General features: G+C 64.6%; 25 protein-coding genes and 1 tRNA gene. 12 read left to right on the forward strand and 14 right to left on the reverse strand.

From position 1 onward, the window contains the following. Positions 1-22: 22 nt before the first annotated feature. Positions 23-1,009 (reverse strand): A/G-specific adenine glycosylase, encoded by a 987-nt coding sequence (locus ACFVTG_RS22085; RefSeq protein WP_390282920.1) that lies wholly within the window; start codon positions 1,007-1,009, stop codon positions 23-25. A 160-nt stretch (positions 1,010-1,169) separates the two neighbouring features. On the opposite strand from ACFVTG_RS22085, the gene ACFVTG_RS22090 reads away from it, so the two are divergent. Beyond that, complete coding sequence (locus tag ACFVTG_RS22090; protein ID WP_284754311.1) at positions 1,170-1,889, forward strand: hypothetical protein; 720 nt, start codon at positions 1,170-1,172, stop codon at positions 1,887-1,889. On the opposite strand, the gene disA is transcribed toward ACFVTG_RS22090, so the two are convergent. Continuing rightward, positions 1,886-2,962 (reverse strand): DNA integrity scanning diadenylate cyclase DisA, encoded by a 1,077-nt coding sequence (disA, locus tag ACFVTG_RS22095; RefSeq protein WP_284754312.1) that lies wholly within the window; start codon positions 2,960-2,962, stop codon positions 1,886-1,888. The genes ACFVTG_RS22090 and disA overlap by 4 nt on opposite strands. Before the next feature lie 274 nt (positions 2,963-3,236). After that, entirely contained in the window at positions 3,237-3,545 is a 309-nt protein-coding gene (locus ACFVTG_RS22100) for a hypothetical protein (RefSeq protein ID WP_390282921.1), read from the reverse strand. 337 nt (positions 3,546-3,882) lie between these two features. Here ACFVTG_RS22100 and ACFVTG_RS22105 point away from each other — a divergent pair, with 337 nt between their 5' ends. Beyond that, positions 3,883-5,496: a peptide chain release factor 3 gene (locus tag ACFVTG_RS22105; protein WP_390282922.1), complete on the forward strand. Its 1,614-nt coding sequence runs from the start codon at positions 3,883-3,885 to the stop codon at positions 5,494-5,496. Between the two features lie 132 nt (positions 5,497-5,628). On the opposite strand, the gene ACFVTG_RS22110 is transcribed toward ACFVTG_RS22105, so the two are convergent. After that, positions 5,629-6,252, reverse strand: coding sequence for a Pr6Pr family membrane protein (locus ACFVTG_RS22110; protein ID WP_284754315.1), 624 nt, complete (start codon positions 6,250-6,252; stop codon positions 5,629-5,631). Between the two features lie 230 nt (positions 6,253-6,482). Next, positions 6,483-6,899, reverse strand: a complete 417-nt coding sequence (locus ACFVTG_RS22115; RefSeq protein WP_390282923.1) for a YybH family protein — start codon at positions 6,897-6,899, stop codon at positions 6,483-6,485. On the opposite strand from ACFVTG_RS22115, the gene ACFVTG_RS22120 reads away from it, so the two are divergent. Continuing rightward, positions 6,898-7,899: a MerR family transcriptional regulator gene (locus tag ACFVTG_RS22120; RefSeq protein WP_390282924.1), complete on the forward strand. Its 1,002-nt coding sequence runs from the start codon at positions 6,898-6,900 to the stop codon at positions 7,897-7,899. The two genes, ACFVTG_RS22115 and ACFVTG_RS22120, sit on opposite strands and share 2 nt — an antisense overlap. An 80-nt stretch (positions 7,900-7,979) precedes the next feature. Here ACFVTG_RS22120 and radA read toward each other — a convergent pair whose 3' ends face one another. Next, positions 7,980-9,353, reverse strand: a complete 1,374-nt coding sequence (gene radA, locus ACFVTG_RS22125) for a DNA repair protein RadA (protein WP_390282925.1) — start codon at positions 9,351-9,353, stop codon at positions 7,980-7,982. A 41-nt stretch (positions 9,354-9,394) separates the two neighbouring features. Beyond that, entirely contained in the window at positions 9,395-10,525 is a 1,131-nt protein-coding gene (locus ACFVTG_RS22130) for an aromatic acid exporter family protein (RefSeq protein ID WP_390282926.1), read from the reverse strand. A gap of 282 nt (positions 10,526-10,807) precedes the next feature. Between ACFVTG_RS22130 and pstS the strand changes: the two genes are divergently transcribed. From pstS to pstB, 4 genes are all read left to right on the forward strand, one after another. After that, positions 10,808-11,929: a phosphate ABC transporter substrate-binding protein PstS gene (gene pstS / locus ACFVTG_RS22135; RefSeq protein ID WP_284754323.1), complete on the forward strand. Its 1,122-nt coding sequence runs from the start codon at positions 10,808-10,810 to the stop codon at positions 11,927-11,929. Positions 11,930-12,069: 140 nt separating this feature from the next. Further along, positions 12,070-13,002 carry a phosphate ABC transporter permease subunit PstC gene (gene pstC, locus ACFVTG_RS22140; RefSeq protein ID WP_284754325.1) on the forward strand — a complete coding sequence of 311 codons (933 nt, stop codon included), beginning with the start codon at positions 12,070-12,072 and terminating at the stop codon, positions 13,000-13,002. Continuing rightward, a complete protein-coding gene (pstA, locus tag ACFVTG_RS22145) occupies positions 13,002-14,111 on the forward strand; it encodes a phosphate ABC transporter permease PstA (RefSeq protein ID WP_390282927.1) in 1,110 nt (369 codons plus the stop codon). Before pstC ends, pstA begins: the two co-directional genes overlap by 1 nt. Positions 14,112-14,159: 48 nt before the next feature. After that, complete coding sequence (gene pstB, locus ACFVTG_RS22150) at positions 14,160-14,939, forward strand: phosphate ABC transporter ATP-binding protein PstB (protein WP_184740670.1); 780 nt, start codon at positions 14,160-14,162, stop codon at positions 14,937-14,939. 215 nt (positions 14,940-15,154) lie between these two features. On the opposite strand, the gene ACFVTG_RS22155 is transcribed toward pstB, so the two are convergent. The 3 genes from ACFVTG_RS22155 to ACFVTG_RS22165 are packed head-to-tail and all read right to left on the reverse strand — an operon-like array spanning position 15,155 to position 18,226. Beyond that, positions 15,155-16,699: a tripartite tricarboxylate transporter permease gene (locus tag ACFVTG_RS22155; protein ID WP_390282928.1), complete on the reverse strand. Its 1,545-nt coding sequence runs from the start codon at positions 16,697-16,699 to the stop codon at positions 15,155-15,157. A gap of 1 nt (position 16,700) precedes the next feature. After that, positions 16,701-17,222, reverse strand: a complete 522-nt coding sequence (locus tag ACFVTG_RS22160) for a tripartite tricarboxylate transporter TctB family protein (RefSeq protein ID WP_390282929.1) — start codon at positions 17,220-17,222, stop codon at positions 16,701-16,703. Further along, positions 17,219-18,226, reverse strand: coding sequence for a Bug family tripartite tricarboxylate transporter substrate binding protein (locus ACFVTG_RS22165; RefSeq protein WP_390282930.1), 1,008 nt, complete (start codon positions 18,224-18,226; stop codon positions 17,219-17,221). Before ACFVTG_RS22165 ends, ACFVTG_RS22160 begins: the two co-directional genes overlap by 4 nt. A gap of 257 nt (positions 18,227-18,483) precedes the next feature. Here ACFVTG_RS22165 and ACFVTG_RS22170 point away from each other — a divergent pair, with 257 nt between their 5' ends. Both ACFVTG_RS22170 and ACFVTG_RS22175 read left to right on the forward strand, forming a co-directional pair. Continuing rightward, positions 18,484-20,061 carry an ATP-binding protein gene (locus tag ACFVTG_RS22170; protein ID WP_390282964.1) on the forward strand — a complete coding sequence of 526 codons (1,578 nt, stop codon included), beginning with the start codon at positions 18,484-18,486 and terminating at the stop codon, positions 20,059-20,061. Further along, positions 20,058-20,738 (forward strand): response regulator, encoded by a 681-nt coding sequence (locus ACFVTG_RS22175; RefSeq protein WP_284754333.1) that lies wholly within the window; start codon positions 20,058-20,060, stop codon positions 20,736-20,738. The genes ACFVTG_RS22170 and ACFVTG_RS22175 overlap by 4 nt, the downstream gene beginning before the upstream one ends. 39 nt (positions 20,739-20,777) lie before the next feature. Here the strand turns inward: ACFVTG_RS22175 and ACFVTG_RS22180 are convergent, their stop codons facing one another. From ACFVTG_RS22180 to ACFVTG_RS22190, 3 genes are all read right to left on the reverse strand, one after another. Next, positions 20,778-21,791 (reverse strand): anion permease, encoded by a 1,014-nt coding sequence (locus ACFVTG_RS22180; protein ID WP_390282931.1) that lies wholly within the window; start codon positions 21,789-21,791, stop codon positions 20,778-20,780. Between the two features lies 1 nt (position 21,792). Further along, positions 21,793-22,410: a DUF47 domain-containing protein gene (locus tag ACFVTG_RS22185; protein ID WP_390282932.1), complete on the reverse strand. Its 618-nt coding sequence runs from the start codon at positions 22,408-22,410 to the stop codon at positions 21,793-21,795. A 238-nt stretch (positions 22,411-22,648) separates the two neighbouring features. Then, positions 22,649-23,308, reverse strand: a complete 660-nt coding sequence (locus ACFVTG_RS22190) for a hypothetical protein (protein ID WP_265980649.1) — start codon at positions 23,306-23,308, stop codon at positions 22,649-22,651. A 136-nt stretch (positions 23,309-23,444) separates the two neighbouring features. Between ACFVTG_RS22190 and ACFVTG_RS22195 the strand changes: the two genes are divergently transcribed. Next, positions 23,445-23,517: transfer RNA gene (locus ACFVTG_RS22195), tRNA-Lys, on the forward strand. Positions 23,518-23,570: 53 nt separating this feature from the next. Here ACFVTG_RS22195 and ACFVTG_RS22200 read toward each other — a convergent pair. After that, a complete protein-coding gene (locus ACFVTG_RS22200; protein ID WP_390282933.1) occupies positions 23,571-24,746 on the reverse strand; it encodes a CoA transferase in 1,176 nt (391 codons plus the stop codon). 317 nt (positions 24,747-25,063) lie between these two features. Between ACFVTG_RS22200 and ACFVTG_RS22205 the strand changes: the two genes are divergently transcribed. Together ACFVTG_RS22205 and ACFVTG_RS22210 are read left to right on the forward strand one after the other, a co-directional pair. Next, complete coding sequence (locus tag ACFVTG_RS22205) at positions 25,064-25,672, forward strand: DedA family protein (protein ID WP_284754339.1); 609 nt, start codon at positions 25,064-25,066, stop codon at positions 25,670-25,672. Positions 25,673-25,876: 204 nt separating this feature from the next. After that, positions 25,877-26,179, forward strand: coding sequence for an urease subunit gamma (locus ACFVTG_RS22210; RefSeq protein ID WP_078106942.1), 303 nt, complete (start codon positions 25,877-25,879; stop codon positions 26,177-26,179). Positions 26,180-26,187 lie beyond the last annotated feature (8 nt).

Genomic DNA, 26,187 nt, shown 5'->3' on the forward strand with positions numbered 1-26,187 from the left:
ACGAAGCCGCGCAAACGGAGGCCTAGGCAGGGAGCCGCAGTCCGCCGTCGTGCATCTCTGCCAAGCCGTCGCGCAGGAGCCCTTCGAGGGCGCGTTCGAGCTGCTCCGGAGCCGAATTCAAGCGGTGCAGGGCAGCCAGCGGTACGGCCGCGCCCTCGGCCGCGAAACCGAGGTCAGCCGCGGGGCGCTCGAACAGTTCCGGGGCTACCGGCGAATCGGCCACGCGCAATACGGCCATCACGGCACCCCGCAGCTGCCGGTCCGTGCCGTGCCACGCCTGGCCTTTGGGCGTGTATGTCGGCGGCGGTTCACCTGCGGCAAGCCACGCACAGGAGTCGCGGACGGGGCAGTCTGAGCACTTCGGGGAGCGGGCCGTGCACACCAGCGCTCCGAGTTCCATGACGGAAGCGTTCCAGCGGACGGAGAGCCCGACGTCGTCGGGCATGAGCGATTGGGCGAGGCGCATCTCCGACGCGCTGAGCGACGGCGCCGGCAGCGCAAGTCCCGAAACAAGCCGGGCATGCACTCGCCGGATGTTCGTGTCCACCACGGTTTCGCGTCGCCCGAACGCAAAAGCAGCCACCGCCGCGGCCGTATAGTCGCCGACGCCGGGAAGGCTCAACAGCGATGCGTGCGTATCCGGCACCTTGCCGCCATGCTGTTCCACGATCGCGACGGCGGCCGCGTGGAGCCTGAGCGCGCGGCGGGGATAACCGAGCCTGCCCCAATGTCGCACGGCCTCGCCCGAGGGCTGCCCCGCGAGATCCGCAGGTTCCGGCCAGCGTTCCATCCAGTCTTCCCACACCGGTAAGACACGAACTACCGGAGTCTGCTGAAGCATCACCTCGCTGACCAGGATTCCCCACGGGCTGCAGTCTGGCGACCTCCATGGCAATACCCTGGCCACCTCGGAGAACCAGCGGTCCATGGACTGATGCAGGTCCGTGAGGTGATGGGTGCCGGCAAGTTCAGCGGCGCTGGCAATCTCGGCGGAGCCGGGCAGTGACATGAAGATCCTTGCTGCGGTTCGTGGCAGGCCCTGATGGCGGCCGATTCCTGCCATCCACTGTAGTGGAGTCGCGGGGATGACGTAGGTCATACTGGCCCCGATCGGGCCCTGGCGGCGTGGTGCGGCGCCATCAAGGCCCTGCGTTGCCTAGCCTAGAAGCATGGTCAACAAGGGCAAGCAACCGCCGAGGGCGCGCACGTCGTCGTCGGCAAAAAGCCCTGCCCGGACCGCAGGCGCAAACCGTCCGACAAACGGGGCCAGGCCTCAAAGGCGCCGGACCAGCCCTGCCGTTTACCGGCGTCGGAGGCTGGTAGTTTTCGGTGCCCTCCTGCTGGTCCTTGCGATGCTCGTGGCCGGGGTCGTGGCCATGAGTTCATCCCTTGCGAGCAAGGCTGATTCCGGAATCTCCAAGAACGACGCGGGTGCGGCGGCCCCCGCGGTCCAAGCTCCTTCGACTGATCCAATTGTGCCCACTACAACGCCCGCGCCGACCCCGGTGTGCGACCTCAATCTGGTGACGGTAACGGCGTCCACGGACCAGCCTGCCTATGCGGCCGGGCAGAACCCCGTGCTGAGCATGAAGATCACCAACGGCGGAACGGCACCGTGCCAGGTCAATGTCGGCACGTCCCAGATGGAGTTCCTGGTGATGAGTGGCGAGGACCGGATTTTCTCCTCGAAGGACTGCCAAGCCAAGGGCGATGACCTCGTGAAGCAGATCGATCCGGGCAAGAGCGAGACGGCCAACTTCCCGTGGCAACGCAACCGGACGACGGAAGGCTGCGGCGTGATCTCTGCCAAGCCAGCCACCGGTACGTACACCTTCAAGGCCGTCCTGGGAAACAAGGCGAGCACCAAAGCCGTCTTCGAGCTGCGCTAGAGGAACCTGTCCAGCAGGCTGGCTTCGGCCATGCGGCTGAGCCCTTCGCGGACGGTCCGGGCGCGCTGGTCGCCGATGCCGTCCACGGTCATGAGGTCGTCGATAGTGGCGGCCATAAGGTTTTGGAGTCCGCCGAAGTGCTCCACCAAACGGTCGGCCACGGCTTTCGGAACGGACTTCAACCCCGACAGGAGGCGGTAGCCGCGCGGCTGCACACCGGCGTCGAGCACGTCCATGCCTCCGGCGAAACCGATGATCCCGGCAATCTTGCCCAGATCAATCAGCTCTGTAGGGCCAAGATCCAGAAGGGCCTGCACCGCGCCGTCGATGTCCTCCGGCGAGGCATCGGCACCCGCGTAGTCGCGGATGATCACGTCGCTGCCCGGCCCGCGGCCCGTGGTGAGCTCCTCCAACTGCAATGAGAGCAACCGGCCGTCCTCGCCAAGCTCCAGGACATATTGTGCGATTTCCTCGGCAATGCGCCGGACCATTTCCTGGCGCTGAAGGGTCACAGCCACATCCCGGACGGTGACCATGGCTTCGATTTCGAGGGCCGACAGGGCGCTGGTGACTTGGTCCAAGCGGGCGCTGTAGCGTTCGAGGGTTGCGAGAGCCTGGTTGGCGCGGGCCAGGACCTTCTCGGAGCCCTCCAGCACGTGCCGCAGGCCGTTGACGTAGAGGGCGATGATCTGCATGGACTGGCTGACCGAAATCACCGGAACTCCGGTCTGGATGGCCACGCGCTCGGCCGTCCTGTGGCGCGTTCCTGATTCCTGGGTCTCGATGCTGGAGTCCGGCACAAGCTGGACCGCGGCACGAAGGATGTTCCCGGCGTCCTTGTCGCAGATGATGGCGCCATCCATCTTCGCGAGTTCGCGCAGCCGCGTCGGGGAGAAATCGATGCCGATTTCAAAGCCGCCGGAACAGATGGATTCGATGGTCCGGTCCGTTCCCAGCACAATCAGGGCGCCAGTGCGCCCACGGAGGATGCGTTCCAGGCCGTCGCGCAAAGGTGTTCCGGGGGCCACCCTGCCCAGAGTCGCCTTGAGCGAATCTTCGGGGCTCCGAGCCATAGGTGTTCCCTTCAAAGGTGCACGCAGGCGCGCCCGCAAGTGTGCCGGTTTTCAGCAATGAGTCGACGGGATAAAAATGCCAGGTTTCCCGCAAGCTCAATGATAGAGGTATAGACCGGCAACAACCGCACGGGCAAGCCTTAAAGTGCCCCAAAGAAGGTTATGTGGCGGGTGCTTCGAAACGCGTTCGACGGCGGCCGCCCGACCGCCACTTTGGGCTCGGTCCCCGGGACCCTCAGCTCGGTCCCTGGACACTCAACTTGGGCCCGGACCCTCAGGGGGCCGTCCGAAGCCGCGCTAGCCGCTCGAGGTCGCGTCGCACACTCTGCAACGCGGCTTCCCGGGCCGCCGCCCTTCCAGTGTCCGGATGCGTTTGCCTCGCGGGAGAGTGGGTTGCCCCTCTGCCGGCGTCCGGGCGGTGCCCTTGTCGGAGCCGGCTCCTGGCCGCGGCGGAGTTCGCTTCCGTGAACCCGGGAGGGTTCGCGGCGAGGCTCGCGGCGAGGTTCGCCGGGGGATTCGCCGCGGGGTACGTTGCGGGGGAGGGGCCGAGGGGATCGTAGAACAAGTCATTCCCTGGTTTCATTGATGCCTGTTCCTTTCATGCCATCGTCGGCTGCTCGGGTGTTCTTCCTGGCGGATGGCTCCAACGCGAGCTGGAGCTCCCGCCTTTCAATTCAAACTATCGGCAGGTGATTTCGGAGGTTTGTGCACCTCGTTTCGATCCTGTTAAGCGCCGGCCTTGGGACCCTGCCTCCGGCGGAGTCCCCGGCTGCGATAAACTTGGTATCTTGGCTGGCGCGCAAATCGTGCCGCTCCCTGAGTTGGCCCCCGGCCGGCACGGGGCCGTACCCAGCCTCCATTCCACGTTCGGCCCGTCGTTTCAATGCGGGCAACGCCTAGATCGCAGCGAAAGTAGCACCGTGTCCCAAGAAGTCCTGAGCCCCGCCCGAGTCCAGGAAATTCACCATGAGGCCTCCCGGCGTCGTACTTTCGCGGTCATTTCGCACCCTGACGCCGGCAAGTCCACGCTCACGGAAGCCCTCGCCCTGCACGCCAAAGTGATCGGCACCGCCGGTGCGTCGAGCGGCAAGGCCAACCGCAAGGAAACCGTCTCCGACTGGATGCAGATGGAGAAGGACCGCGGTATTTCCATCAGTTCCGCAGCATTGCAGTTCTCCTACCGGGACACTGTGATCAACCTGCTGGACACCCCGGGCCACGCCGACTTCTCCGAGGACACCTACCGCGTCCTGGCCGCAGTCGACTGCGCAGTGATGTTGGTCGACGCCGCCAAGGGCCTGGAAACGCAGACCATGAAGCTCTTCGAGGTCTGCAAGCAGCGGAACCTTCCCATCATCACGGTCATCAACAAATGGGACCGTCCGGGCCTGGACGCCCTCGCGCTGATGGACGAGATCACGGAACGCACCGGCCTTCAGCCCATGCCCTTGACCTGGGCCGTGGGCATTTCCGGCGACTTCCGTGGAGTCTGGGACCTGCGCAATGACCGCTTCGCACGGTTCGCGCGCAACAACGCCGGCGCCAACATCGCCATCACCGAATACTTCAGCCCGGAAGAAGCAGCCGAGGCCCAGGGCAACAACTGGAGCGACGCCGTCGACGAAGCCGGACTGGTGATCGAATCAAACCTCGAATTCAACGTGGAGAGCTTCCACGCCGGAACGGCAACACCCATCCTCTTCAGCTCGGCGGCCCTGAACTTCGGGGTCAAGGAGATCCTTGACGCCTTGGTGGATTTCGCGCCTCCGGCCGCACCCCGCCCGGACGTCGACGGCGAGCCCCGTTCCGTTGACGCTCCCTTCGCCGGATTCGTCTTCAAGGTCCAGGCCGGCATGAACAAGGCCCACCGAGACCACGTTGCGTTCATCCGTGTGTGCTCCGGCGTCTTTGAGCGCGGCATGGTGGTCACGCAGACACGCACCGGGAAGTCCTTCGCCACCAAGTACGCCCAGCAGGTGTTCGGGCGCGAACGCGAAGTCATCGACGAGGCCTACCCCGGCGACGTCGTCGGCTTGGTGAACGCGTCCTCACTCCGTGTAGGGGACAGCTTGTTCCTGGACGAACCAGTGGAATTCCCCGCCATTCCGCTCTTTGCCCCAGAGCATTTCCAAGTGGCAAGGTCCCAGGATCCCAGCCGATTCAAGCAGTTCCGCCGCGGCATCGAACAGCTTGAGCACGAAGGCGTCATCCAGGTGCTCCGTTCCGACGTCCGAGGCGACCAGGCACCCGTGCTCGCCGCTGTCGGTCCCATGCAGTTCGAAGTGGTGGAAGACCGCATGGCCCACGACTTCAACGCCCCGATGCGCTTGGAACGCCTCCCGTACTCGATGGCGAGGATCTCGACGGCGGAGGCCATGCCGGCGCTCGCAAACGTCCCCGGCGCTGAGGTGCTTCTGAGGTCCGACGGCGAATACCTCGCGTTGTTCAACGATGTCTGGGCGCTGCGCCGGATCGAGAAGAACCACCCGAAGCTCACGCTGGTCCCGATCGGCACCCACAACCCTGCGAAATAGTCCTCCAAAGACGAAGCACTCCTCTGGACATGCCCCTCGTATGAGCTAAGGACTGGACATGATGCTGTTATGTCCAGTCCTTGGTTCGAAGAGGGGGCATGTCCCGTGGGGACCTCGGCTTGGGGCGGGCGTTTAGTAGCTCACTTGGCGTTCGAGCTTGTTTCCCAACCCCAGCATGGCGAGGCTCACCGCGAGGAATCCTACGGCGATCGCTACGGCAAAAACCGCCACTCCGCCCCAACCGCCCGCACGCAGAGGGTCGATGAACCAGTAGGCGTACCAGTTTACGAATGAGCCCCGGACCAGGCTGTAGACGAGGTAGGCAACCGGGTAGAGCAGCCAGTACCAGAGGTGCTTGACGGTCAGCCTCGAGCGCGGAGGCTGGAACAGCCAATCGGCAACCATGACAACCGGCATGAGGTAGTGGACGACGAAGTTGACCCAGGGGAGCAAGGAGCCGAGGTCTTGTCCTGCAAGGAGTGCGCCGAAGACGAGTCCCACAACGGCCATGGCGATCGTTGCAGTGCCCCGCGTGGCGTCGTCGAGTTCGCTGGGCCGCTTGCCAACCATCACGCGGTAGCCGCTGATCAACAGCACCACCGACGCGAAGATGTTGGACAGGTTGGTGAAGTAGCTGAAGAAGTTCCACGGATCAAAGCCCAGGCCGATGTGGACCGTGAGCTGCGTCCCGACGGCTACAAGGGTCAGGAGGGCAAAGAAGAGGCGTCCCCCAATGAGCACATTTCTTTTGGTCATGGGGACAATCTTCCGGTGGCCACGGCTAACTCACGCGCCCGACACTCCGAGCCAAGCTGTCAACTCAAACAGGGGGCATGTCCAGTGGTGGACTAGGTGCTGACCACCTGTTCGTACGGCATGGATCAACTTCGGGGCACCTCAGGTGGTGCTACTTATGGGCGTTCGAGATCCAGTGGACGCGGACCTATCCGCTCGGCAGGGAGGCCGGTCGCGTCGCGGATCGGGCCCTACACGGTGGTGATCTTGCCGTCCCACCCGCCGCCGGCCGGGACGGAGGCGTGCTGGTGGATCAGTTCCCAGCCGTTCTCACGCCGCTCGAAGCAGTCGGTCTGCCGGGCCATGACGTGCTTGGTGGAGCCGTTCTTGAGCACGATGTTCGTGCTCTGCACCGTGCAGACGATGCCCATGTCCCCATTGACCTTCGCGGACAGTTCGAGGATCTCGACGTTGCAGGACTCGAAGTTGGCGAAGGTGTCGTCGAACAGCTTGCGCGCCGGGGGGACGCCCCTGGACGCGAACGGGGGGATGTCGAACCACAGCACGTCGGACGCCCAGTGCCGGGTGCTCTGCGCACCGGTCATCGACGTCGCCATCTCGCGGACGATGGCGATGATGGCTTCCTTGTCCTGCTCGGTGGTCGTCATGACTTTGCTCCCTTCATCTCGCGGCCCTGATCAGCCGCTACGGACAACCCTGCCGCGTGCCCCGACGAGAGGTGCAAGCCCCGCACGCGCCCGTGTATCTCCCGTTGGGGGAGGTGGCATAGTGGCAGGCATGGACGCGACACTGCCGATCGGGGACTTCGCAAGGGCCACGCACTTGAGCGTGAAGACGCTGCGCTACTACCACCAGGTGGGCCTGCTGGAACCGGACGAGGTGGACCGGCATACCGGCCACCGGTACTACACCACCGCGCAGATCCCGACCGCGCAGATCATCCGCCGCTTTCGCGCCTTGGACATGCCGGTCGAGCAGATCGCCAAGGTGCTGGCCGCCCCCGACCTCGACACCCGCAACGCGCTGCTGGCCGCGCACCTGAACCAGATGGAGCGGGAGTTGGCGCGCAGCCAGTCTGCGGTCGCCTCGCTGCGCGACCTGCTTACCCGCCCGCCGGGCGGCACCCGGGCCGAGATCGGGCGCCGGAGCGTTCCGGCCACGCCGGCGGCTGCGATCACCGAGACCGTTGACGTCGCCGAGGCGTTGACCTGGTACCAGGGTGCGCTCGGTGAGATCTACGCGACGCTTGACGCCCAGGGCCTGGCCGCCGACGCGCCGGCTGGCGGGATCTTCAGTACAGACCTGTTCACCCACGGGCGCGGACCGGCGACGATCTTCGTGCCTTGCGCCGGACCGCTGCGCCCCATGGGTCGGGTCGGTGCGCTGGTCATCCCGGCGGTCGAGTTGGCGACGATTGTGCACCGCGGCCCGCATGCGAATATCGACCTGGCTTACGGAGCCCTCGGCACGTACGTCGCTGAACATGCCCTCGCCGTGGACGGCCCGATCCGCGAGTACTACCCCGTCGGGCGCCACGAGAGCGCAGAGGCGGCCGAGTGGCGCACCGAGATCTGCTGGCCGATCTTCCACACGGGACCGTCGCCCGACGAACCCGCAGCGCGCACACACGAAGGCGGCGATGGGTAGAGGGCGCAGGTGGCACTCGGAACCTGCGGCGCCGAACGCGCCGACACCGGCGATATCGAAACTCCTATGCGGTCACGGCGCTACGAGATCAGCAACTCCAAAGCCTCGGCCAGATGTGCCACCTCGCGGACCGAGAAACCCTCCGGGATGGGCCCCGGTCCGTTGGGACTGGCGGGCACCACCGCGTGGGTGAAACCAAGCCGCTGCGCCTCGTGGATGCGCTGGTTGATCCCCGGCACGGGACGGACCTCGCCTGCCAGGCCAACCTCGCCGAAGGCAATGAGCCGCTGAGGCAGTGCCTTGCGCGCCTTCGCCGAGGCCACGGCAAGCGCCACCGCGAGGTCGGTGGCCGGTTCGCTCAATTTCACCCCTCCGACAGTGGCCACGTAGGAGTCGTCCTTGTGCAGGATGCAGCCGGCCCGCTGTTGAAGCACAGCCAGGAGCATGGCGACGCGCGAGCTGTCCAGGCCGCTCGTGGCCCTGCGCGGCAGTGAGCTGGCACTCTCAGCCAGGAGCGACTGCACCTCGGCCAGCAGCGGGCGCCTGCCTTCCATGGTCACGGTGATGCATGTGCCCGACACCGGCTCGCGCGTCCGCGACACAAAAAGCCCGCTGGGATCGGCGAGGCCTTCGATGCCGGCTTCGTTCAGGTCGAAACAGCCGACGTCGTCCGTGGCCCCGTAGCGGTTCTTGACCGCGCGCAACAATCGCAAGCGCGAATGGCGCTCGCCTTCGAACTGGCACACGACGTCCACCAGATGCTCCAGGAGACGCGGACCGGCAATGGAGCCGTCCTTCGTCACGTGGCCAACCAGCAGGGTGGTCATGTTGCGGCGCTTTGCGGCGGCGATGATGGACGCTGCGACTTCCCGGACCTGTGAGACCCCGCCCGCGCTACCTTCGACGTCGGCGCTGCTGAGGGTCTGTACCGAGTCCACGATCAGCAGCTTCGGCTCGAGCTTCTCCACTTGCCCCAGTGCCTGCCCGAGGTCCGTTTCCGCAGAGAGATAGAGGGTATGCGCGACCGCGTCAATCCTTTCCGCACGGAGCTTGACCTGGGCCGCCGATTCCTCGCCCGTGACGTACAGGACGTCCTGGCCCGTGCGGGCGAACTTCGCCGCGACATCCAGGAGCAGCGTGGATTTCCCGACGCCTGGTTCCCCGGCAAGCAGGATGACCGCACCGGGAACCAGCCCTCCGCCCAGGACGCGGTCCAGTTCGTCGACGCCGGTGGGCAGGAACGCGGCCGTGGTGCCGTCTACCTCGGCAATCCGGCGGGCCGGCTCCAAAACCGTTGTGGCCGCCGTCGTACGCGCAACCGTGACGCCTGTTTCCTCCACGGTGCCCCACGCCTGGCATTCGCCGCAGCGCCCCACCCACTTGACCGTGGTCCACCCGCATTCGGCACATTTGTACGCGGGTGTCTTGGAGGTGCGTGAGGTCTTGGAAGCCATGCGTACAAGGCTAGTGGAGGGGTAGGACAGTCAAGTGCGCCTCACTGCAATGGAGGAAGCACGTCCCTTGCCTCGCGGGGGTCCATGCCCGCGGCTTCGAGCAGGTCCACCATGAGCGGGCGGAAGAGCATCACCACTGTTTCGCCCTCGAGCTTCTGGACGTGCAGCATTTTGGGGTGCAGGCGGGTGGCAATGTCAGCCAAGTCCTGCCGAGCGCCGCGCAGGTGGGCGCGGCGGGCGCCGTCGTGCACTTCGGCGAGTCCGAGCGACAATTCCTCGACCGCGGCGGAAGTGTCCTGCAGGACCTCCGAAATGCTGTCCGTGGCCTCGTCCGTCAGGGCTGCGTGGTTGATGGCACTCGTCAGCCGCCGCGCGAACACGCGGCCGTTGCGAAGGGCGAGGTCGATGGAATCCAGCGATTCCTCCAGCATGGTCAACTCGTCGCGGTGCCGCCGGTACGCCGGGGCGAGCGTGGCCACCTCACCGGAGGCCTTGAGGGATTGGCGCATCCGGTCCACGAGGGGCTGGCAATTCCGCCCCCGGATGAGGGCATGCCAGGCTTGGGTCGAGTCGCTGTTGATCAATGCGTCGGCACACTCACGGAGGACCTCCGAGAGTTCGTGGAGGAGTTTGCGGACGTCCTGGCGCGGTTCCCGTCGCGGGTCCTTCGGGACCAGCATGGTGACCAGCAGCGCGAAAACCCCGCCGACTACGGCGTCGATGCTCCGCGTGAACGGTCCGCCTTCCGGCGCCGGCAGCAGGACCACGAGAAGTGATTGCAGGCCGAGCTGGGTGGTGAAGATGGAGCCACTGTCCAGGAACCGGGCCAGGAGGATGGAGAAAAGGAGCACGACGGCGGCTTGCCAGATTCCCGAACCCAGCCAGTGGAGCAGCAAATCGCCGATGACGATCCCGAGGGTACAGCCGAGCCCGACTTCCACCACCCGGCGAAGCCGCGGATCCCGCGAGAAGCCGAGCGCGATCAGGGACGAGGTGGCAGCAAAAAGGGGTCCCTTGTGCCCCAGGATGTATTCAGCGAACGCGTAGGCGCCCACGGCGCACACGGTCATCTGGACCGCCGGAACCAAGGAGTTCCGGCTGCGGACGAAGCCGGTGCGCAGCCGCGCCCGCAGGAATTTCTTGCTTGCTGAAAGTCCTTGGGGGGCGGTCATGGCTCAAGTCTATTCAGGAGCGGCTCACGGAGTGCGGCACGCCGAGGAAGCCTTGAAGTGAGGGGCGTCACTTAATCCCCCATGACACGCCAAGCGCAAGGGCGACGCTGCACTTGTAAACCAATGGTCCGCCGCCGTTCATCTCCCGTTCACTTTGGACCGCCGATCCCGTTACCTGCGGCTCCTACCGTCAATCAAGGTACAAACACGTACGCAAATCTTTCGTATGCCGACTTTCTCCCTCGGCACGCATCAGAGAATCCCTGGAAGGGGTACATCCCAGTGAAGGCAACTCGCTTCGGCCGCAACGCGGCAATTGCGGTCCTCGCAGTCGGCGCCCTTGCGCTGACCGCTTGTGGTTCAGATAACGCAACCGGCGCCGCACCGGCAGCCACCCCGAGCGCCGCAGCCGTCAAGGTCACCGGCACGCTGACCGGCATCGGCGCCTCCTCGACCGGCGCGGCCATGGACGCTTGGAAGGCCGCGTTCGCTTCCGCCAACCCGGGTGCCACCGTCCAGTACTCCCCGGATGGCTCGGGCGCAGGCCGTAAGGCCATCCTCGACGGCTCCGCGCAGTTCGCAGGCTCTGACGCCTACCTGAGCGACGCTGAGTTGGCCACCTCCAAGACCAAGTGCGGCACCGATGGCGCCATCAACATCCCGGTCTACGTCTCGCCGATCGCCGTTGCCTTCAACATCCCGAACGTCAAGGACTTGAAGCTCGACGCCACCACGGTTGCCAAGATCTTCCGCGGCCAGATCACCAACTGGAACGACCCGGCAATCGCCGCCCTGAACGCCGGCGTCACGCTTCCGGACCTCAAGGTCACCCCGGTCAACCGCTCTGACGACTCCGGAACCACCCAGAACTTCACCGATTACCTGGCTGCCGCTGCTCCCTCGGTCTGGACCGACAAGGCAGCCGGCGTTTGGCCTGCTTCCCTGAAGGGTGAGAACGCCAAGGGCACCTCCGGCGTCGTCAAGACCGTCACCGACACCCCGGGTGCCGTGACTTACGCTGACGATTCCGCAGTTTCCGGCAAGCTCGGCACCGCGCAGATCAAGGTTGGCTCGGACTTCGTCAAGATCTCCGCTGCCGCTGCCGCCAAGGCTGTTGAACTGGGCAAGCCCGTTGCAGGCCGCCCGACCGGCGACCTGTCCATCAAGCTCGACCGCACCACCACGGATTCCTCGGCCTACCCGGTAGTCCTCGTTTCTTACCACGTCGTCTGCACCACCTACGACAAGAAGGAAACCGCTGACCTGGTCAAGGCATTCGAGAGCTACGTAGTCTCCGACGCCGGCCAGCAGGCTGCTGCCGGCTCCGCCAAGTCCGCTCCGCTCTCCAAGGCGCTGCAGGACAAGGCGAAGGCCGCTGTTGACTCCATCAAGGCCAAGGCCTAAGGACCACAATGGGGTAGTGGTGCCGCGGACCGCGTCACCACTACCCTTGAATATCAACGTTCCCCGTCCCGCGCTGGTGAAACATCACCGGACGGGGCGGGGAACTTGGCCATTTTTGAGTGAATCTGAAGGATCGTGAAGTGACCACCAACTCCTTGACCACTTCCCAAGGTGCCGGACGCGCCGGGGACAAGGTCTTCTCCGGAGCCACCTTGGCCGCGGGATGCCTGATCCTCGCGGTTCTCTTCGGCGTCGCACTTTTCCTTGTCATCCAGGCCATTCCGGCCCTTGTGGCTCCACCCGCGGACATCCAGGGCGGCCACGGCTTCTTCGCCTACATCGGTCCGATCGTGGTGGGAACCCTGATTGCCGCGGTCATCGCCCTTGTGATTGCAACTCCCGTTGCCATCGGCGTTGCACTGTTTATCTCCCACTACGCGCCCCGCAGGCTTGCCTCGGGCCTTGGCTATGTGGTGGACCTCCTCGCCGCCATTCCTTCCGTGGTCTACGGCGCATGGGGCGCGGCATTCCTTGCCCCCCAGATTTCGCCCGCGTACGGCTGGCTGGCCAGCAACATGGGCTGGCTGCCGATTTTCCAAGGCCCGGCCTCGGCTACCGGCAAGACCATCCTGACCGCGAGCATTGTCCTGTCCGTCATGGTCCTGCCGATCATCACTTCCCTGTCGCGCGAGATCTTCCTGCAGACCCCGAAGCTCCACGAGGAAGCCGCCCTGGCCCTCGGCGCGACCCGCTGGGAAATGATCAAGATTGCGGTTTTGCCGTTCGGGCGACCCGGCATCGTGAGCGCCATCATGCTAGGCCTCGGCCGTGCACTTGGCGAGACCATGGCCGTCGCGCTGGTCCTCTCCTCCGGCGCACTGACCGCAAGCCTGATCCAGTCCGGCAACCAGACCATCGCCGCGGAAATCGCCTTGAACTTCCCTGAAGCCAGCGGACTCAAGGTCAGTACGTTGATCGCGGCCGGCTTGGTGTTGTTCGTCATCACCCTGGGTGTCAACATGATTGCACGCTGGATCATCTCCAGGCACAAAGAATTCTCGGGAGCCAACTAATGACTGTCACAGCCCCCGTAGCGCGCAAACGCTCCGCACTGACCAAGGGCCAGTTGCCCGCTTTCGCGCCGTACGTCGTCCTGGCCGTCGCCTTGGTACTCGGCGCTGCGATCCTTGCACTGATCGGCTTCAACGCCTTCGGCTGGGGCCTCGTGTCCGGCATTCTCTTCACGATCGGCCTGGTCGGCTGGAGCGCAGCCGTCGAAGGCGGCCGCAAGGCAAACGACAAGCTTGCCACATGCCTGATCGTCGGCTCGTTCCTTGTTGCGCTGCTGCCCCTGATCTCGGTGATCTGGACCGTCCTCGTGAACGGCATCCCGGGCATCATCACCCCCGGCTTCCTGACGACATCCATGAACGGCGTCACAGGTGCTCTCGACAACAAGAGCGTCGATGACGGCACGAAGGTCCTCGGCGGCGTCTACCACGCGCTCCTGGGCACCGTGCAGATCACCCTGCTCGCCACTGTCATATCGGTCCCGGTTGGCTTGCTGACGGCTATCTACCTCGTGGAGTACGGCAACGACCGGGCTCTCGCCCGTGCCATCACGTTCTTCGTCGACGTCATGACCGGTATCCCCTCGATCGTGGCGGGTCTCTTTTCCGCAGCATTCTTCTTCGCCGTGGTCGGCCCGGGCACCAAGACCGGTGCGGTTGCCGCCGTCGCGCTTTCAGTCCTGATGATCCCGGTGGTGGTTCGCTCGAGCGAGGAAATGCTCAAAATCGTCCCGAACGAGCTCCGCGAGGCGGCTTACGCGCTCGGCGTCCGCAAATGGCGCACCATCCTCAAGGTGGTCATCCCGACGGCGATTTCCGGCATCGCGTCCGGCGTCACCTTGGCGATCGCCCGAGTGATTGGCGAGACGGCTCCGATCCTCGTCACCGCAGGTTTCGCGACCACCATCAACAACAACGTGTTCGGCGGCTGGATGGCCTCACTGCCTACGTTCATCTACACGCAGATCCTGAACCCGACCTCGCCGTCCAACCCGGACCCGTCGAGCCAGCGGGCATGGGGCGCCGCACTGGTCCTGATCATCCTGGTGATGCTCCTGAACCTCGGCGCCAGGCTGATAGCCCGGATCTTCGCCCCCAAGGCCGGCCGTTGAACCGCCAGGCCACACGCAAACTTCCAACCACAGCACCGAAGGAACACCATGTCTAAGCGGATCGACGTCAAGGATCTGAACGTCTACTACGGCAGCTTCCTGGCCGTTGAAGGCGTCAACATCAACATTGAAGCCAAATCGGTCACGGCGTTCATCGGTCCGTCCGGTTGTGGCAAGTCCACCTTCCTGCGCACCCTGAACCGCATGCACGAGGTACTGCCCGGGGCCCGCGTCGAAGGCGAAGTCCTGCTCGACGGCGACAACCTCTACGGCCCCGGCGTGGACCCAGTGACCGTCCGCACCCAGGTCGGCATGGTCTTCCAGCGGCCCAACCCGTTCCCCACGATGTCCATTCGTGACAACGTGCTGGCCGGCGTGAAGTTGAACAACAAGAAGATCAGCAAGGGCGCGGCCGACGCACTCGTGGAGAAGTCCCTGCGCGGCGCGAACCTGTGGAACGAGGTCAAGGACCGCCTTGAGAAGCCGGGATCCGGACTCTCCGGCGGCCAGCAGCAGCGGCTCTGCATTGCCCGTGCCATCGCCGTGGAACCGCAGGTCATCCTCATGGACGAGCCCTGCTCCGCGCTTGACCCCATCTCCACCTTGGCCGTCGAAGACCTCATCAATGAGCTCAAGGACGAGTACACCGTGGTGATCGTGACCCACAACATGCAGCAGGCCGCACGCGTTTCCGACAAGACCGCGTTCTTCAACATCGCCGGCACCGGCAAGCCCGGCAAGCTCATCGAGTTCGCCGACACCACCACCATCTTCAACAACCCGTCCCAGAAGGCCACGGAAGACTACGTCTCCGGCCGGTTCGGATAATCCGCACCGCCACCCTAGCCTCGCAAGTCCCCACCGGCTCCCAGCCTTCGCAAGCTCAGGCAGGGGCCCTCGCCGGTGTGGGCCCCCGGACAGGGAACCCTGGCGGCGTGGGCCCACGCCCGGGGACCCCTGCTGCTGTGGGCCCAGTAAAGCCCGACGGCGACGGTCACCTCGGAAGGTGACTGCCGCCGTCGGGCTTTTTGCATACCTGAGGGCTACAAGCGGATCTGGTGCGGATCCCTCTCAAGGGCCGCCTCCCGAGCCGCTGCCTTCGCCGGCCGGAAGCGGCGCCAGGCCAAGGCCACCAACGGCCAGCAAAGAATGAGCGCCACCAAGAGGTAGACCACCACGGCGACCGGTTCGTTCCACAGGCCGGAGATGTCGCCCGCACTCAGCTGGAAGGCCTTGCGCAGCTGACCTTCGATCCGGGGACCCAGGATCAGGCCGATGATCAGGGGCAGGATCGGCAGGCCGAAGCGCCGCATGGCGAAGCCCAGTGCACCGAGCACCAGCAGGATGACCAAGTCGAATGCCTGCAGGTTGACCGCGTACGCGCCCAGCGTTGCGAAGAACAGTATCCCGGCATACAAGTAAGGCCGGGGAATCCGCAGCAGCTTGGCCCACAAGGGCGCCATGGGCAGGTTGATGAGCAAGAGCAGGGTATTCCCGATGAACAAGCTGGCGATGAGGCCCCAGACCAGGATTGGTTCGTTCTGGAAGAGCAACGGACCGGGTTGGATGCCGAACTGCATCAAGGCGGCAAGCATGACGCCCGCCGTAGCATTGGTCGGCAGGCCGAGCGCCAGCAGGGGCGTCAACGTACCGGCAGCGGAGGCGTTGTTCGCGGCCTCGGGGCCGGCCACGCCTTCGATGGCACCGTGCCCGAATTCCTCCGGGTGCTTGGTGAGCTTTTTCTCGACCGAGTAGGACAGGAAGGTGGGGACCTCGGCCCCGCCCGCCGGCATGGCGCCGAACGGGAAGCCAAGCGCGGTTCCACGGAGCCACGGCTTCCAAGAGCGCTTCCAGTCCTGCTTGCCCATCCATGGCTGGCCCACCGGGATGGTGGACGTCTTGCTGCGGCGAAGATGGGCAGCGATCCAGAGGGCCTCGCCGACGGCGAAGATCGCCACGGCCACCACTACGATGTCGAGGCCGTCGCTCAGCAAGGGGATGCCGAAGACCAGGCGCTGCTGGCCGGTCACCGGGTCCAGGCCGACCAGTCCGATGGCCAGGCCGAGGCCGAGGGATGCGAAGCCGCGGAGCTTGGAGGCTCCAAGGACCGCAGTCACGGTCAACAGGCCCAGGATCATGATGGCCAGATAGCTGGACGGGCCCAGGCTCACCGCAAACTTCACCACCACGGGGGCGAACGCGGCCAAAAGCGCGGTTCCTATGGTGCCGGCCACGAAGGAACCGATGGCTGCCGTGGCCAGGGCTTGTGCAGCCCGGCCCGCCTTTGCCATCTTGTGGCCCTCGATTGCGGTGATAACCGTGGACGACTCGCCTGGGGTGTTCAGCAGGATGGACGTGGTGGAGCCGCCGTACATACCGCCGTAGTAGATGCCGGCGAACATGATGAGCGCACTGGTGGGTTCGAGGTTGTAGGTCAGGGGCAGCAACAGCGCGATAGCCATGGCCGGGCCGATGCCTGGAAGCACGCCCACGGCGGTGCCGAGGAGCACGCCAAGGCACGCGAACATGAGGTTCATGGGGGTCAGCGCGGTGGAGAACCCCTGTAGCAACAGATTGAAAGTATCCATGTCAGAGGATTCCTGCCAAGATGCCGGCGGGCAGTTTGATGCCCAGCCCGAAGTAGAAGCCGTAGAAAGTCAGAAGGGCCATGGCCACGGAGACCAGCCCGTCCCGGACGTAGTTGCGGCCACCCAACGCCCACACGCTGCCCCAGAAAAGCAGCGTTCCGGAAATGACCCAGCCGGCAACGTCGATCAGCAGGATGTTCAGGACAAAGGCGCCAGCCAGGGGCAGGACGGTCTTCCAGTCCGCGGGATGGCTCAGATCCACGTCCTCGCCCTCTTCGGCCTGGCCGCGGCCGCCCCGCAAGACGTTGACAGTCAGCAGCACGGCAGTGACGAGGAGCAGGCTCCCGATGATGATTGGAAGGGTCTTGGGACCCACCGGATCTGATACCGAGTACGGGACTACCAGCCGGGACGCGTCCCAGAGAACGACGGCGCCGGCCGCCCCGAGCAGGGCAGCAATGCCGAGCTCGGAGCGGCCTTTGCGTGCCGCCGGCTTACCGGCGGCGGTGGCGTGCTGCGTCACGCCAGCCCCAGTTCCTTCAGTACGTCGGCCACCCGCTTGTCCTGGTCCGTGAGGAAGGTCTTGAACTCATTGCCGGTGATGAATGCGTCGGACCAGCCGCGCGTCTTAAGGGCTGCCTTCCACTCATCGCTTGCGTGCATCTTGGTCAGGGCGTCCACAATACGGTCGCGGTCGGCGTCGGAAACTCCGGGCGGAGCCACAATGCCGCGCCAGTTGGTGAAGACGAGGTCGATTTTGGATTCCTTGAGTGTCGGGGCATCAACGCCTTCCAGACGTGACTCGCCGCTCGTGGCCAGCACGCGTACTTCGCCGGACTTGATCTGCTGGAGGTATTCACCGGCGCCGGAGGCCGCGAAGCCGACCTTATTGCCAAGGATTGCCGGAAGCAGGTCGCCGCCGCCGTCGAAGGAGACGAAGTTGACCTTCTTGGGGTCGATGCCAACTGCCTTGGCAAGTTGCATCGGGAGCAAATGGTCAGGGCCGCCAGGGGAGGAACCGCCACCGACGGAGACCTTGGATGGGTCTTCTTTCCAGACCTTCACCAGATCGTCGATGGTCTTGTACGGGGAATCTTTGCCGACCATGATGGCGCCAGGTTCCTGGATGAGGCGGGCGAGGGGAGTGGTGGCCGTCAGCTTCGCCTCGGATTTGTTGGTGTAGCTGGCGCCAACAACGCCCAGGCCCATGAGCATGGCGAGGTCCTTGTTGCCCTTTTCGTTGACCAGGCGCGCCAGGCCCACCGTGCCGCCGGCGCCTGCAAGGTTGAAGACTTCGACGTTTGTAGCGGTCTTGGTATCACCCATGACCTTGGCTGCTGTGCGGGCCGTCGTATCGTAGCCGCCGCCGGGGGTGTTGGGGACCATGATCCGGAGCCCGGTCAGCGGTCCGGCAGGGGCGCTGCTCGTCTTGCCGGCGTCGGCGCCGCCGGTCACGCCGCAGCCGGTGGCCGCGACGGCAAGGCCTGCAGCGACAGCGATGGCGCGCAGTGCGTTCATTGGACGCATGTGTTCCTCTTCTCATCATTGGTGGGAGTGTCTTCACGCTACGGGCGGCAGTGATGCAGGTCACTGTTGTGTTCTCAAAGATCGTTGTGTTCATTGTGGTCACGGTCACACAAGCGCCAGGTGGGCCGATAATGGAACAGACCCCGCGCGGAAAAGCCGCGAAGCAGAATGGCCTGCACCCGGCTGGCCCCGATGCGGAAAGGAAAAAACCTGTGCTCAAAGCTGCCGGAAGGCGAAGGATCCTGCGCCGCCGCCGGATGTCGCTAGCGGGCCAATACCTGGGGCTGCAACTGCTGATTGTGCTCGCTGTGCTGGTCGGGGTCATTTTCATCTCGCTTGCCCAATCGGTGCAGACCTTCGAGCGTGTGGAAGGGCGGCGCGCCCTGTCAGCCGCCGAATCCCTCGCTGCGATGCCCGTGGTCCGTTCCCTGCTTCCTGGCGCGGAGCCAGGTCAGGGCGCCGCGCTTCCCGCCGTCGCCGAATCCGCCCGGACCGTGTCCGGCTCAAGTTTCGTCATCCTGGCCAAACCGGACCGCACCGTCCTGACTTCGCCTGACCCCTCCCAGCTTGGTACGTTGCTGGACCTGGGCGATAGCGACGTCCTTCTGGGGCGCGCATGGACCGGCGCCGTCAACATGAACGGCAAGGTATCCCTTGTGGCACATGTCCCGGTGCTCAATGACGAGGGCCGGATGGTGGGGATCGTCGCCGTCGGCGGGAATTACCCTTCGGTGTGGGAGAGGCTGGGCGACGCCGTACCGGATCTGCTTACTTACCTCGGCGTTTCCTTGGCCTTGGGCACGGCCGGTTCCGTGCTGCTGTCCCGACGCGTGAAACGGCAGACACTCGGCCTTGAACCCGAGGAGATCGCCGGCCTCGTGGAGCATCGTGAGGCCATCCTGCATGGCGTGAAAGAAGGCGTTATCGCCCTGGACCCGCACGAACGGATCACGGTTGCCAACGAAGGCGCGCGCGAGTTCCTCGGCCTGCCGATGGATTGTGTGGGTCGCAAGCTCAACGAGCTTGGCGTGGAACCGCAGTTGCGGGAGGTGCTGACCACGGAGCAGCCGGACCCGGACCGTTTGGTGCTGGCAGGAGAGCGGGTAGTGGTTCTGAACCGCAAACCTGTCCTTTCACATGGGCGGGTCATCGGATCAGTGACTACATTGCGGGACCGCACGGAACTTTCCACCTTGGAGAAGGAGCTCGGAGCCACCCGCACTACAACGGACACCTTGCGGGCACAGACACACGAGTTCGCCAACCAGCTTCATACCATTTCGGGACTGATCCAGCTCAAGGAATACGACGAGGTTGTCAGCTTCGTCAGCGGCGTCAGCCTCAGCCGAACACGCCTGCATGACGACGTCACCTCCCGTATCCACGATCCTGCGCTCGCAGCCATGCTCATCGCTAAAGCGAGCCTGGCCGCCGAGCGGGTCGTAACGCTGCAGCTGGACCAGAACTCGATGCTTGGGCGCGTTGACGAGCAGCTCTCGAGGGACTTGACCACCATTGTCGGCAACCTCGTGGACAACGCGATGGACGCCGTCGCGGGTTCCCCTGACGCAACCGTCCGCGTGACGTTGGCCGAAGAGCCTGACAGTGTGGTGATTACGGTGCGGGACTCCGGTCCCGGTGTGGTCGAGGAACGGATGGCGGACATCTTCCGGCAGGGATTCACTACTAAAGCGATAACGGCCGACGGCGGTCGTGGCTTCGGGCTGGCGCTCACCCGGCTGGCTTGTCTGAGGCGGGGCGGAGAGGTGAACGTCCACAACGACGGCGGTGCCGTGTTCACCGCGAGCCTTAAGAAGCGGAGTCCAATCGAATGATCAATGTCCTGATAGTCGACGATGACTTCATGGTGGCCAAGGTCCACTCAGGATTTGTCCGCCAGACCCCCGGCTTCTTAGTGGTCGGTGTGGCACACACAGGCGCGCAGGCCTTGGACGAGGCTAGGCGATTGAAACCGGATCTGGTCCTCCTGGACATCCACCTGCCTGACATCAGTGGCCTGGACTTGCTGCATCAGCTCCGGGAGGCACTGCCGGAGCTTGACGTGCTGGTCATTACGGCTGCGCGCGAAGTGGATACTGTCCGCCGCGCACTCCGTGGCGGCATTGTCCACTACCTAATGAAGCCCTTCTCCGCCGACGACCTGAACGAACGGCTCCAGCACTACCAGCGCGCGTACAGCTCGCTGGCCGCGTCCAAGACCACGGCCGAGCAGGACGACGTGAACCGGGTCTTCGGGCTCAGCCGGCGTGAACGTCCCCTGCCCAAAGGGTGCAGCGCGGAGACGCTGCGGATGGTGGAACAGTTGCTGAAGGAATCGGACCGGGATCTCTCCGCAAGCGAGGCCGCCGATGTCCTGGGAACCTCCCGGGTCAGTGCCCGGCGCTACCTTGAGTACTTGAGCGAGGAAGGCCTGGTCACGGTTCAGCTCCGCTATGGCGGAGTGGGCCGGCCGGAGCGTCGGTACGTGTGGCGGAGTGTTGGGCCCCGCTGAACTCAGTGGGCCAGCTGAACTCAGCGGGACCCGCTCAACTCAGTGCGACAGCGGCGAGAGCGCCAGCCCAAGGACGAACGCCACAGCGGCGGTAACGATCGGCGTCGCGACCCAGAAGCCTAGGATCCGCAGCACCATCCGGCGGTTGGTGACGGAAAAGTTCTGGTTGGTTCCCGCGCCGAGCACTGCCGACGTCACAGTGTGCGTGGTGGAAAGCGGCAAATGGAAGCCGATGGCGCCGACGAACAGCATCAGCGAGGTCAGGCTCTGGGCGATGAATCCCCGCATCGGGTCTACCCGTGTCAGCTTGTAGCCCAGGGTGTACGAGATGCGCCAGCCACCGCAAAGCGTTCCCGCCGTGAGCATGACAGCCGTCAGGAGGATGACCCAGATCGGAAGGTCATTGGAGTCGGACACCCCGGCCGCGACAGCGCCCAACAGGATCACGGCTACTGTTCTCTGCCCGTCCTGCAGGCCATGTCCGAACGCGACGGCCGCGGCCGAGACGGATTGTGCATGGCGGAAACGGCCGTGCATAACATCGGGCTGGGTGTATCTCGCCGCCCACGTGACAGGCCACACGAGAAGGTAGGCGCCAAGGAACGCGATCACAGGGGATAGCAGCAACGGCAAGACCACTTGCGCCAGCAGAACGCTGCCTACCCCGTTGATGTAGCCGCCTCCCATGACTGCGCTTGCAGCTCCGGCCCCCACCAGGCCTCCCACCAAGGCATGGGTCGACGAGAGCGGCACACCGCGCCACCAAGCGTAGATTCCCCAAAGGATGGCGCTGCACAGCCCCGCGGCGAGCACAGTCAGTCCGCTCACTCCCGAGGGGAGAACCACCCACGACTGGCTGAAAATCAGCGCGAAACCGCCGCTGAGCAGTACCCCCGCGAAGTTGAAGACAGCCGCCAACACAACGGCAACTGACGGCGTGAGGGCCCGGGTCCGCACGGAGAGTGCGACGGCGGTGGAGACGTCGCGGAAGCCATTCAGGAATGCGAAGCCAGCCGCCAGCGCCACCACAAGGGCGAAGAACGCGACCGCCACCTCATGCTTCCTTGACGATGATGCTGCCTACCTGGGTGGCGACGCGCCGCATGTCCTTGGTGACGTCCACTAGTTGGTTGGCTACGTCGCGGTTCCGCGAAAACTGGGTGGACTTCATGTCGCGGAGCATCTCTGCCACCCAGGTCCGGTGGCTGCGCTCGGCACGCTTGGCCAGCCGCAGGACCTCGATCCAGTAGTCCTCGAGTTCGTCCAGATCGTCCAACTGGCGCATGGCATCGACTGTGAGTTCCGCCTGGCGGCTGATGATCTCCAACTGATCCGCCGCGCGCTTGGGCACGCGGTCCAGTTTGTAGAGGACTACGAGCTCACCCGCGGCATCCAGCTTCTCCATCGCCTCGTTGAGGAAACGCGAGAGGGCGTACATGTCCTCGCGGGGGAGCGGGTTCACGAAACTCGTGCGCATGTGGGTCAGCAAGGCGAAATGCAGATCCGTGGATTTCGCCTCGTGCTCGTGCAACTCCTCCACAAGCCGTTCGTGCTCCGCGACAGGGGCTCCGAAGATCTCAGAAAGCGTCCCGGTTGCCTCAAGAATCTGGCGGGCCATTTGCGACAACAATTGCAACCCGGCGGGTTCTTGGGGAAAGAGACGCAGCTTCATTTGGCTTCCGGTAGGCGGGAGGGGTGCGGGCGGGGCGGCGTCTTCGCCGAAGGGCATAAAAATGGTGCCGAACCGGATACGCCTCTCGGCGGTAGGCCGCTCGAAGCGGCTATAAGTTGAAGCCCGGGGGTTTCGCGGTTCGACACCAGTTTCAGTTTTCTACGTCGGCCGAGCTAAGTCAATCTTGACAGCTGGCGCCGGGGGTGGTTGTGACGGCCGGTCGCCCTTATGTTTCATGTCAGTCCAGCTCTCCGAGGCGCCATGCATTGGCCGCGTGCTCGAGATCTTCCGCTGTCTTCACGAGTTGGTGCGAGTTCCGGGTCAGCTTGCTCGCGTGGCCTTCGTTGGAATGCTCTGCGCTGTCCGCCAGGGTTGCTTGGCCGAGCGCGACGACGCGGCAAAACGCGGCTGAGCGTTCCAGCGCGACGTCGAAATCGCCGTCGAACGCTCCCGAGAGGATGGCATCTGCCATCTGCTTCATTTCGTCCGCTCCCGGCGGCTCGGCTGCCCCGGCCACAACGTGGGAAACCTGGGCGGTGTCCCTCCCGGCCTTGAAGTACACGGAAATGCGCTCGGAGTTCTGCATGGTGGCCGCGCGCAAGGCATAGAGCCGCCACAAGGCGCCAGGCAAAGACCGGGCGGGGCTCTCGGCCCACATTTCAGCGATAGCCTCCAGGCCTTGCTCGTCAGCGAGTTTCACGAGGCGCCTCGTGATCTTGGGATCATCGCTATCCCGACCTCGCCGCACGAGCGCCTGGGCGGCAAGGTGCGCGGCTTCGGACACGCGCGCGGGGTCCGCTCCGCCGGCAAACGGCTCGAAGTCAATCGGCGCGAAGGGTTTCGGCTTGTGGTGCCTATTTGCTCCGCCGTATACAGGAGGTCCCGATTGTTCGCTCATGCCCCAACGCTACTCCTGTGTTTTCGCTCGTGCACTCTTGACTGGGCTTGTTGCGTTCGACGGCGCGGGTGCTGCCCGTGTCAAAACGGCCTTGAGCTTGAGGTACAGTATTTATGGCTGTTTCTACAGTCGGCAGGGGCCTTTAGCTCAGTTGGTAGAGCATCGGACTTTTAATCCGTGGGTCGTGGGTTCGATCCCCACAGGGCCCACCCTAAAACCCCCGGAACCGCACGGTTCCGGGGGTTTACTTGTACGTGGCCTGTTACCGCGTGGCCCAAGTGGCGGGGTGACGGCCGAGCGGGCCGGCTTGCTGCGACCAGTGCGCGGGGACGCCGTCGATTCGCCCTGGAAGCGGCACGCGTTGCGCCGGCCCCCAGTCGGTGGTGGTTGCCACGAGTGCGAAGTCTTCGGGTGTAGGTACAGCCAGGTGGTCGTCCGGCAGGGGTAACGAGTAGAGCAGGTTGGCCGTGCCGATGAGTGAGCCCTGGATGCGGGCGGCCATCGAATGGGTGAGCCGTCGGGTCAGAGCGCGTGCGACGGCCGCGGCCAATAACCAGCCGGTCGCATGGTCGAGGGCTTGGACGGGAAGCGGGGCCGGCTCCGCTTGTCCCGTGGCGGTGGCTCCGTCGTCGGCGATCCCGCAGCTCATCTGGACCAGGCTGTCGAACCCGCGGCGATGGCGCCACGGGCCATCCCAGCCGTACGCGTCCAAGCTGGCGATGATCAGTCCGGGGTTCATGGCGGTGAGGGCTTCGTCGTCGTAGCCCAAGCGTTTCAGGGCGTCGGCCCGCAGTCCCGACACGAGCACATCGGCACCTGCGAGCAGTTCCTCGAACGTCGCGCGGTCGCTTGAGGCAGTGAGATCCAGGGCGGCAGTACGTTTGCCGAGAGTCGTCTCAGGCAGCAGCGACGGCACCTCGTCAAAGCCCGGCGGGTCGATCCGCAGCACATCGGCACCGTAGCCAGCGAGGAATTTGGTGCACACCGGTCCGGCGATCACCCGCGTCAGGTCGAGCACGCGCACTCCGTCGAAGGGCAGTTGCCCGACGGCGTCCGGAGTGCCGGCTCCGGATGAGTAGCGTTCGACGACGGTCAGCGGCGCCGCGTCCGCGGTCGCCATCCCCGGAGCCGACGCGAGCCATTGGCCTCGGTTGTGCATGACGGCGGCGCATCCGCCCGCTTCCACAATCGCCGTCTCCAATTCTTCGGCACGCAACCCTGCTACTGCGGCCTGAACTGCTTCTTGGTCATGGGCGCCCAGTACCCGCTCGACGGCGGCGCGGTGGCTGGCGTAGTTGGTGTGCAGCCTGATCCATGCATCTGCGGCACGATAGTTGCCGGCGATGGGGTCCCACATCGGTGGCCGGGTCCAGCCGATCGGGGTGAACAGCCTCTCGGACGCGAACGCGGCGCACGACTCCCGACTGTCAACCGTCACTACTGGCTGCTTTGACTGGCTGCGAGCTGCGAGGAACTGCGCTGCGGCCACCGTTGCGACGGCAACCGCTCCCGTCGCAAGTCCTGTCACGTCGAAAGCGGCCGGTAGGACCGCCCGTGGCCCGCTCGTCGTTAGCTGAGCGGCCTGCAAATCCGCAGTGTCGTTATCGGCGCAGATTGTTTGCCACATGCGGGAGGGCACATCAGCGAAGCTGTCGTTCACACTCACCATTCTGGACGGGCCCACACGGACGGGCAACGCCAGCCGGATCTGACGCTTCCTGCCCAAGTACGGCTTCTCCTGCCAGACTGTTCCTCATGCACGCGCTTTTGGACGGACTCTTGAACACCAGCCCGCTTGTGATCGCGTGCATCGTTTTCGCCCTCGTGTTCGCTGAGGATGCAATCTTTGTGGGTTTTGTTATCCCCGGTGAAACGGCGGCAGTGGTCGGCGGAGTGATTGCAAGCCGTGGGCTCTTCGAATTGTGGGCCATGATCGTCATTGTGGTCATTGCCGCGATCACGGGAGACACCGTGGGCTACGAGATAGGCAAGCACTTCGGCCCGCGGGTGATGGCCCTGAAAATCCTGGACAAAAGACGCGCCCAATTGCAGAAGGCCGAAGACTTCCTCAAAGACAAAGGCGGCATCGCGGTGCTCCTGGGCAGGTTTACTGCTTTCTTTCGTGCCGTCATGCCCGCGCTCGCCGGACTCAGCCGTATGCCTTACCGGCGTTTCGCGTTCTGGAATTTCAGCGGCGGCATTATCTGGGGGTCGTTGTTCGTGACTCTCGGCTTTGTGGCCGGAAATTCGTACGAAGAAGTGGCCCGCGTCGTGGGCCGGGGTGCCGCGGCTGTGGTGGCGGTAATTGTGGTGGCGATTCTGCTTGTGTGGCAAGTCAGGAAGCACCGCGCCAAGAAGGCCTGACGCCGCAGGAACACGGAAATCTGGCGGAAACGTCAAGGCTTTAGGCTGGTCACAATTTGTTCGGGACGGGCGGCGAAGGGACGAACTGGATATGTCTGATGTTTGGCGTTATAACCGTAGTAGCTGCCCCGACGTCCTCGGCTTATCTGAGCCTCGAGTGATCTGATGTCCGCCTCTGCAGCACACAACTTTTAAGGAGAACCGATGCATCTTTTGCCCCGTGAGCAGGAAAAGCTCATGATCGTGGTCGCGGCCGACCTCGCCCGCCGTCGGCAATCCCGTGGCTTGAAGCTCAACTTCCCCGAAGCCGTGGCCATCATCAGCTACGAACTGATTGAGGGAGCCCGCGACGGGAAAACCGTCGCCGAACTCATGAGCTACGGAACTACCCTGCTCCGCCGCGAGGACGTCATGGAGGGCGTGCCCGAGATGATCCATGACGTCCAGATCGAGGCCACTTTCCCTGACGGCACCAAGCTCGTCACCGTCCACGACCCGATCCGCTAGGAGGCCAA

Source organism: Arthrobacter sp. NPDC058127, from assembly GCF_042884555.1.
GTDB lineage: Bacteria > Actinomycetota > Actinomycetes > Actinomycetales > Micrococcaceae > Arthrobacter.

Excerpts from the sequence above, each read along its gene's own strand:
- ACFVTG_RS22085 (WP_390282920.1), bottom strand. The coding sequence starts at position 1,009 with ATGTCACTGCCCGGCTCCGCCGAGATTGCCAGCGCCGCTGAACTTGCC.
- ACFVTG_RS22090 (WP_284754311.1), top strand. The coding sequence starts at position 1,170 with ATGGTCAACAAGGGCAAGCAACCGCCGAGGGCGCGCACGTCGTCGTCG.
- disA (WP_284754312.1), bottom strand. The coding sequence starts at position 2,962 with ATGGCTCGGAGCCCCGAAGATTCGCTCAAGGCGACTCTGGGCAGGGTG.
- ACFVTG_RS22100 (WP_390282921.1), bottom strand. The coding sequence starts at position 3,545 with ATGAAACCAGGGAATGACTTGTTCTACGATCCCCTCGGCCCCTCCCCC.
- ACFVTG_RS22110 (WP_284754315.1), bottom strand. The coding sequence starts at position 6,252 with ATGACCAAAAGAAATGTGCTCATTGGGGGACGCCTCTTCTTTGCCCTC.
- ACFVTG_RS22120 (WP_390282924.1), top strand. The coding sequence starts at position 6,898 with ATGACTTTGCTCCCTTCATCTCGCGGCCCTGATCAGCCGCTACGGACA.
- ACFVTG_RS22115 (WP_390282923.1), bottom strand. The coding sequence starts at position 6,899 with ATGACGACCACCGAGCAGGACAAGGAAGCCATCATCGCCATCGTCCGC.
- radA (WP_390282925.1), bottom strand. The coding sequence starts at position 9,353 with ATGGCTTCCAAGACCTCACGCACCTCCAAGACACCCGCGTACAAATGT.
- ACFVTG_RS22130 (WP_390282926.1), bottom strand. The coding sequence starts at position 10,525 with ATGACCGCCCCCCAAGGACTTTCAGCAAGCAAGAAATTCCTGCGGGCG.
- pstA (WP_390282927.1), top strand. The coding sequence starts at position 13,002 with ATGACTGTCACAGCCCCCGTAGCGCGCAAACGCTCCGCACTGACCAAG.
- pstB (WP_184740670.1), top strand. The coding sequence starts at position 14,160 with ATGTCTAAGCGGATCGACGTCAAGGATCTGAACGTCTACTACGGCAGC.
- ACFVTG_RS22155 (WP_390282928.1), bottom strand. The coding sequence starts at position 16,699 with ATGGATACTTTCAATCTGTTGCTACAGGGGTTCTCCACCGCGCTGACC.
- ACFVTG_RS22165 (WP_390282930.1), bottom strand. The coding sequence starts at position 18,226 with ATGCGTCCAATGAACGCACTGCGCGCCATCGCTGTCGCTGCAGGCCTT.
- ACFVTG_RS22170 (WP_390282964.1), top strand. The coding sequence starts at position 18,484 with ATGTCGCTAGCGGGCCAATACCTGGGGCTGCAACTGCTGATTGTGCTC.
- ACFVTG_RS22175 (WP_284754333.1), top strand. The coding sequence starts at position 20,058 with ATGATCAATGTCCTGATAGTCGACGATGACTTCATGGTGGCCAAGGTC.
- ACFVTG_RS22185 (WP_390282932.1), bottom strand. The coding sequence starts at position 22,410 with ATGAAGCTGCGTCTCTTTCCCCAAGAACCCGCCGGGTTGCAATTGTTG.
- ACFVTG_RS22190 (WP_265980649.1), bottom strand. The coding sequence starts at position 23,308 with ATGAGCGAACAATCGGGACCTCCTGTATACGGCGGAGCAAATAGGCAC.
- ACFVTG_RS22205 (WP_284754339.1), top strand. The coding sequence starts at position 25,064 with ATGCACGCGCTTTTGGACGGACTCTTGAACACCAGCCCGCTTGTGATC.
- ACFVTG_RS22210 (WP_078106942.1), top strand. The coding sequence starts at position 25,877 with ATGCATCTTTTGCCCCGTGAGCAGGAAAAGCTCATGATCGTGGTCGCG.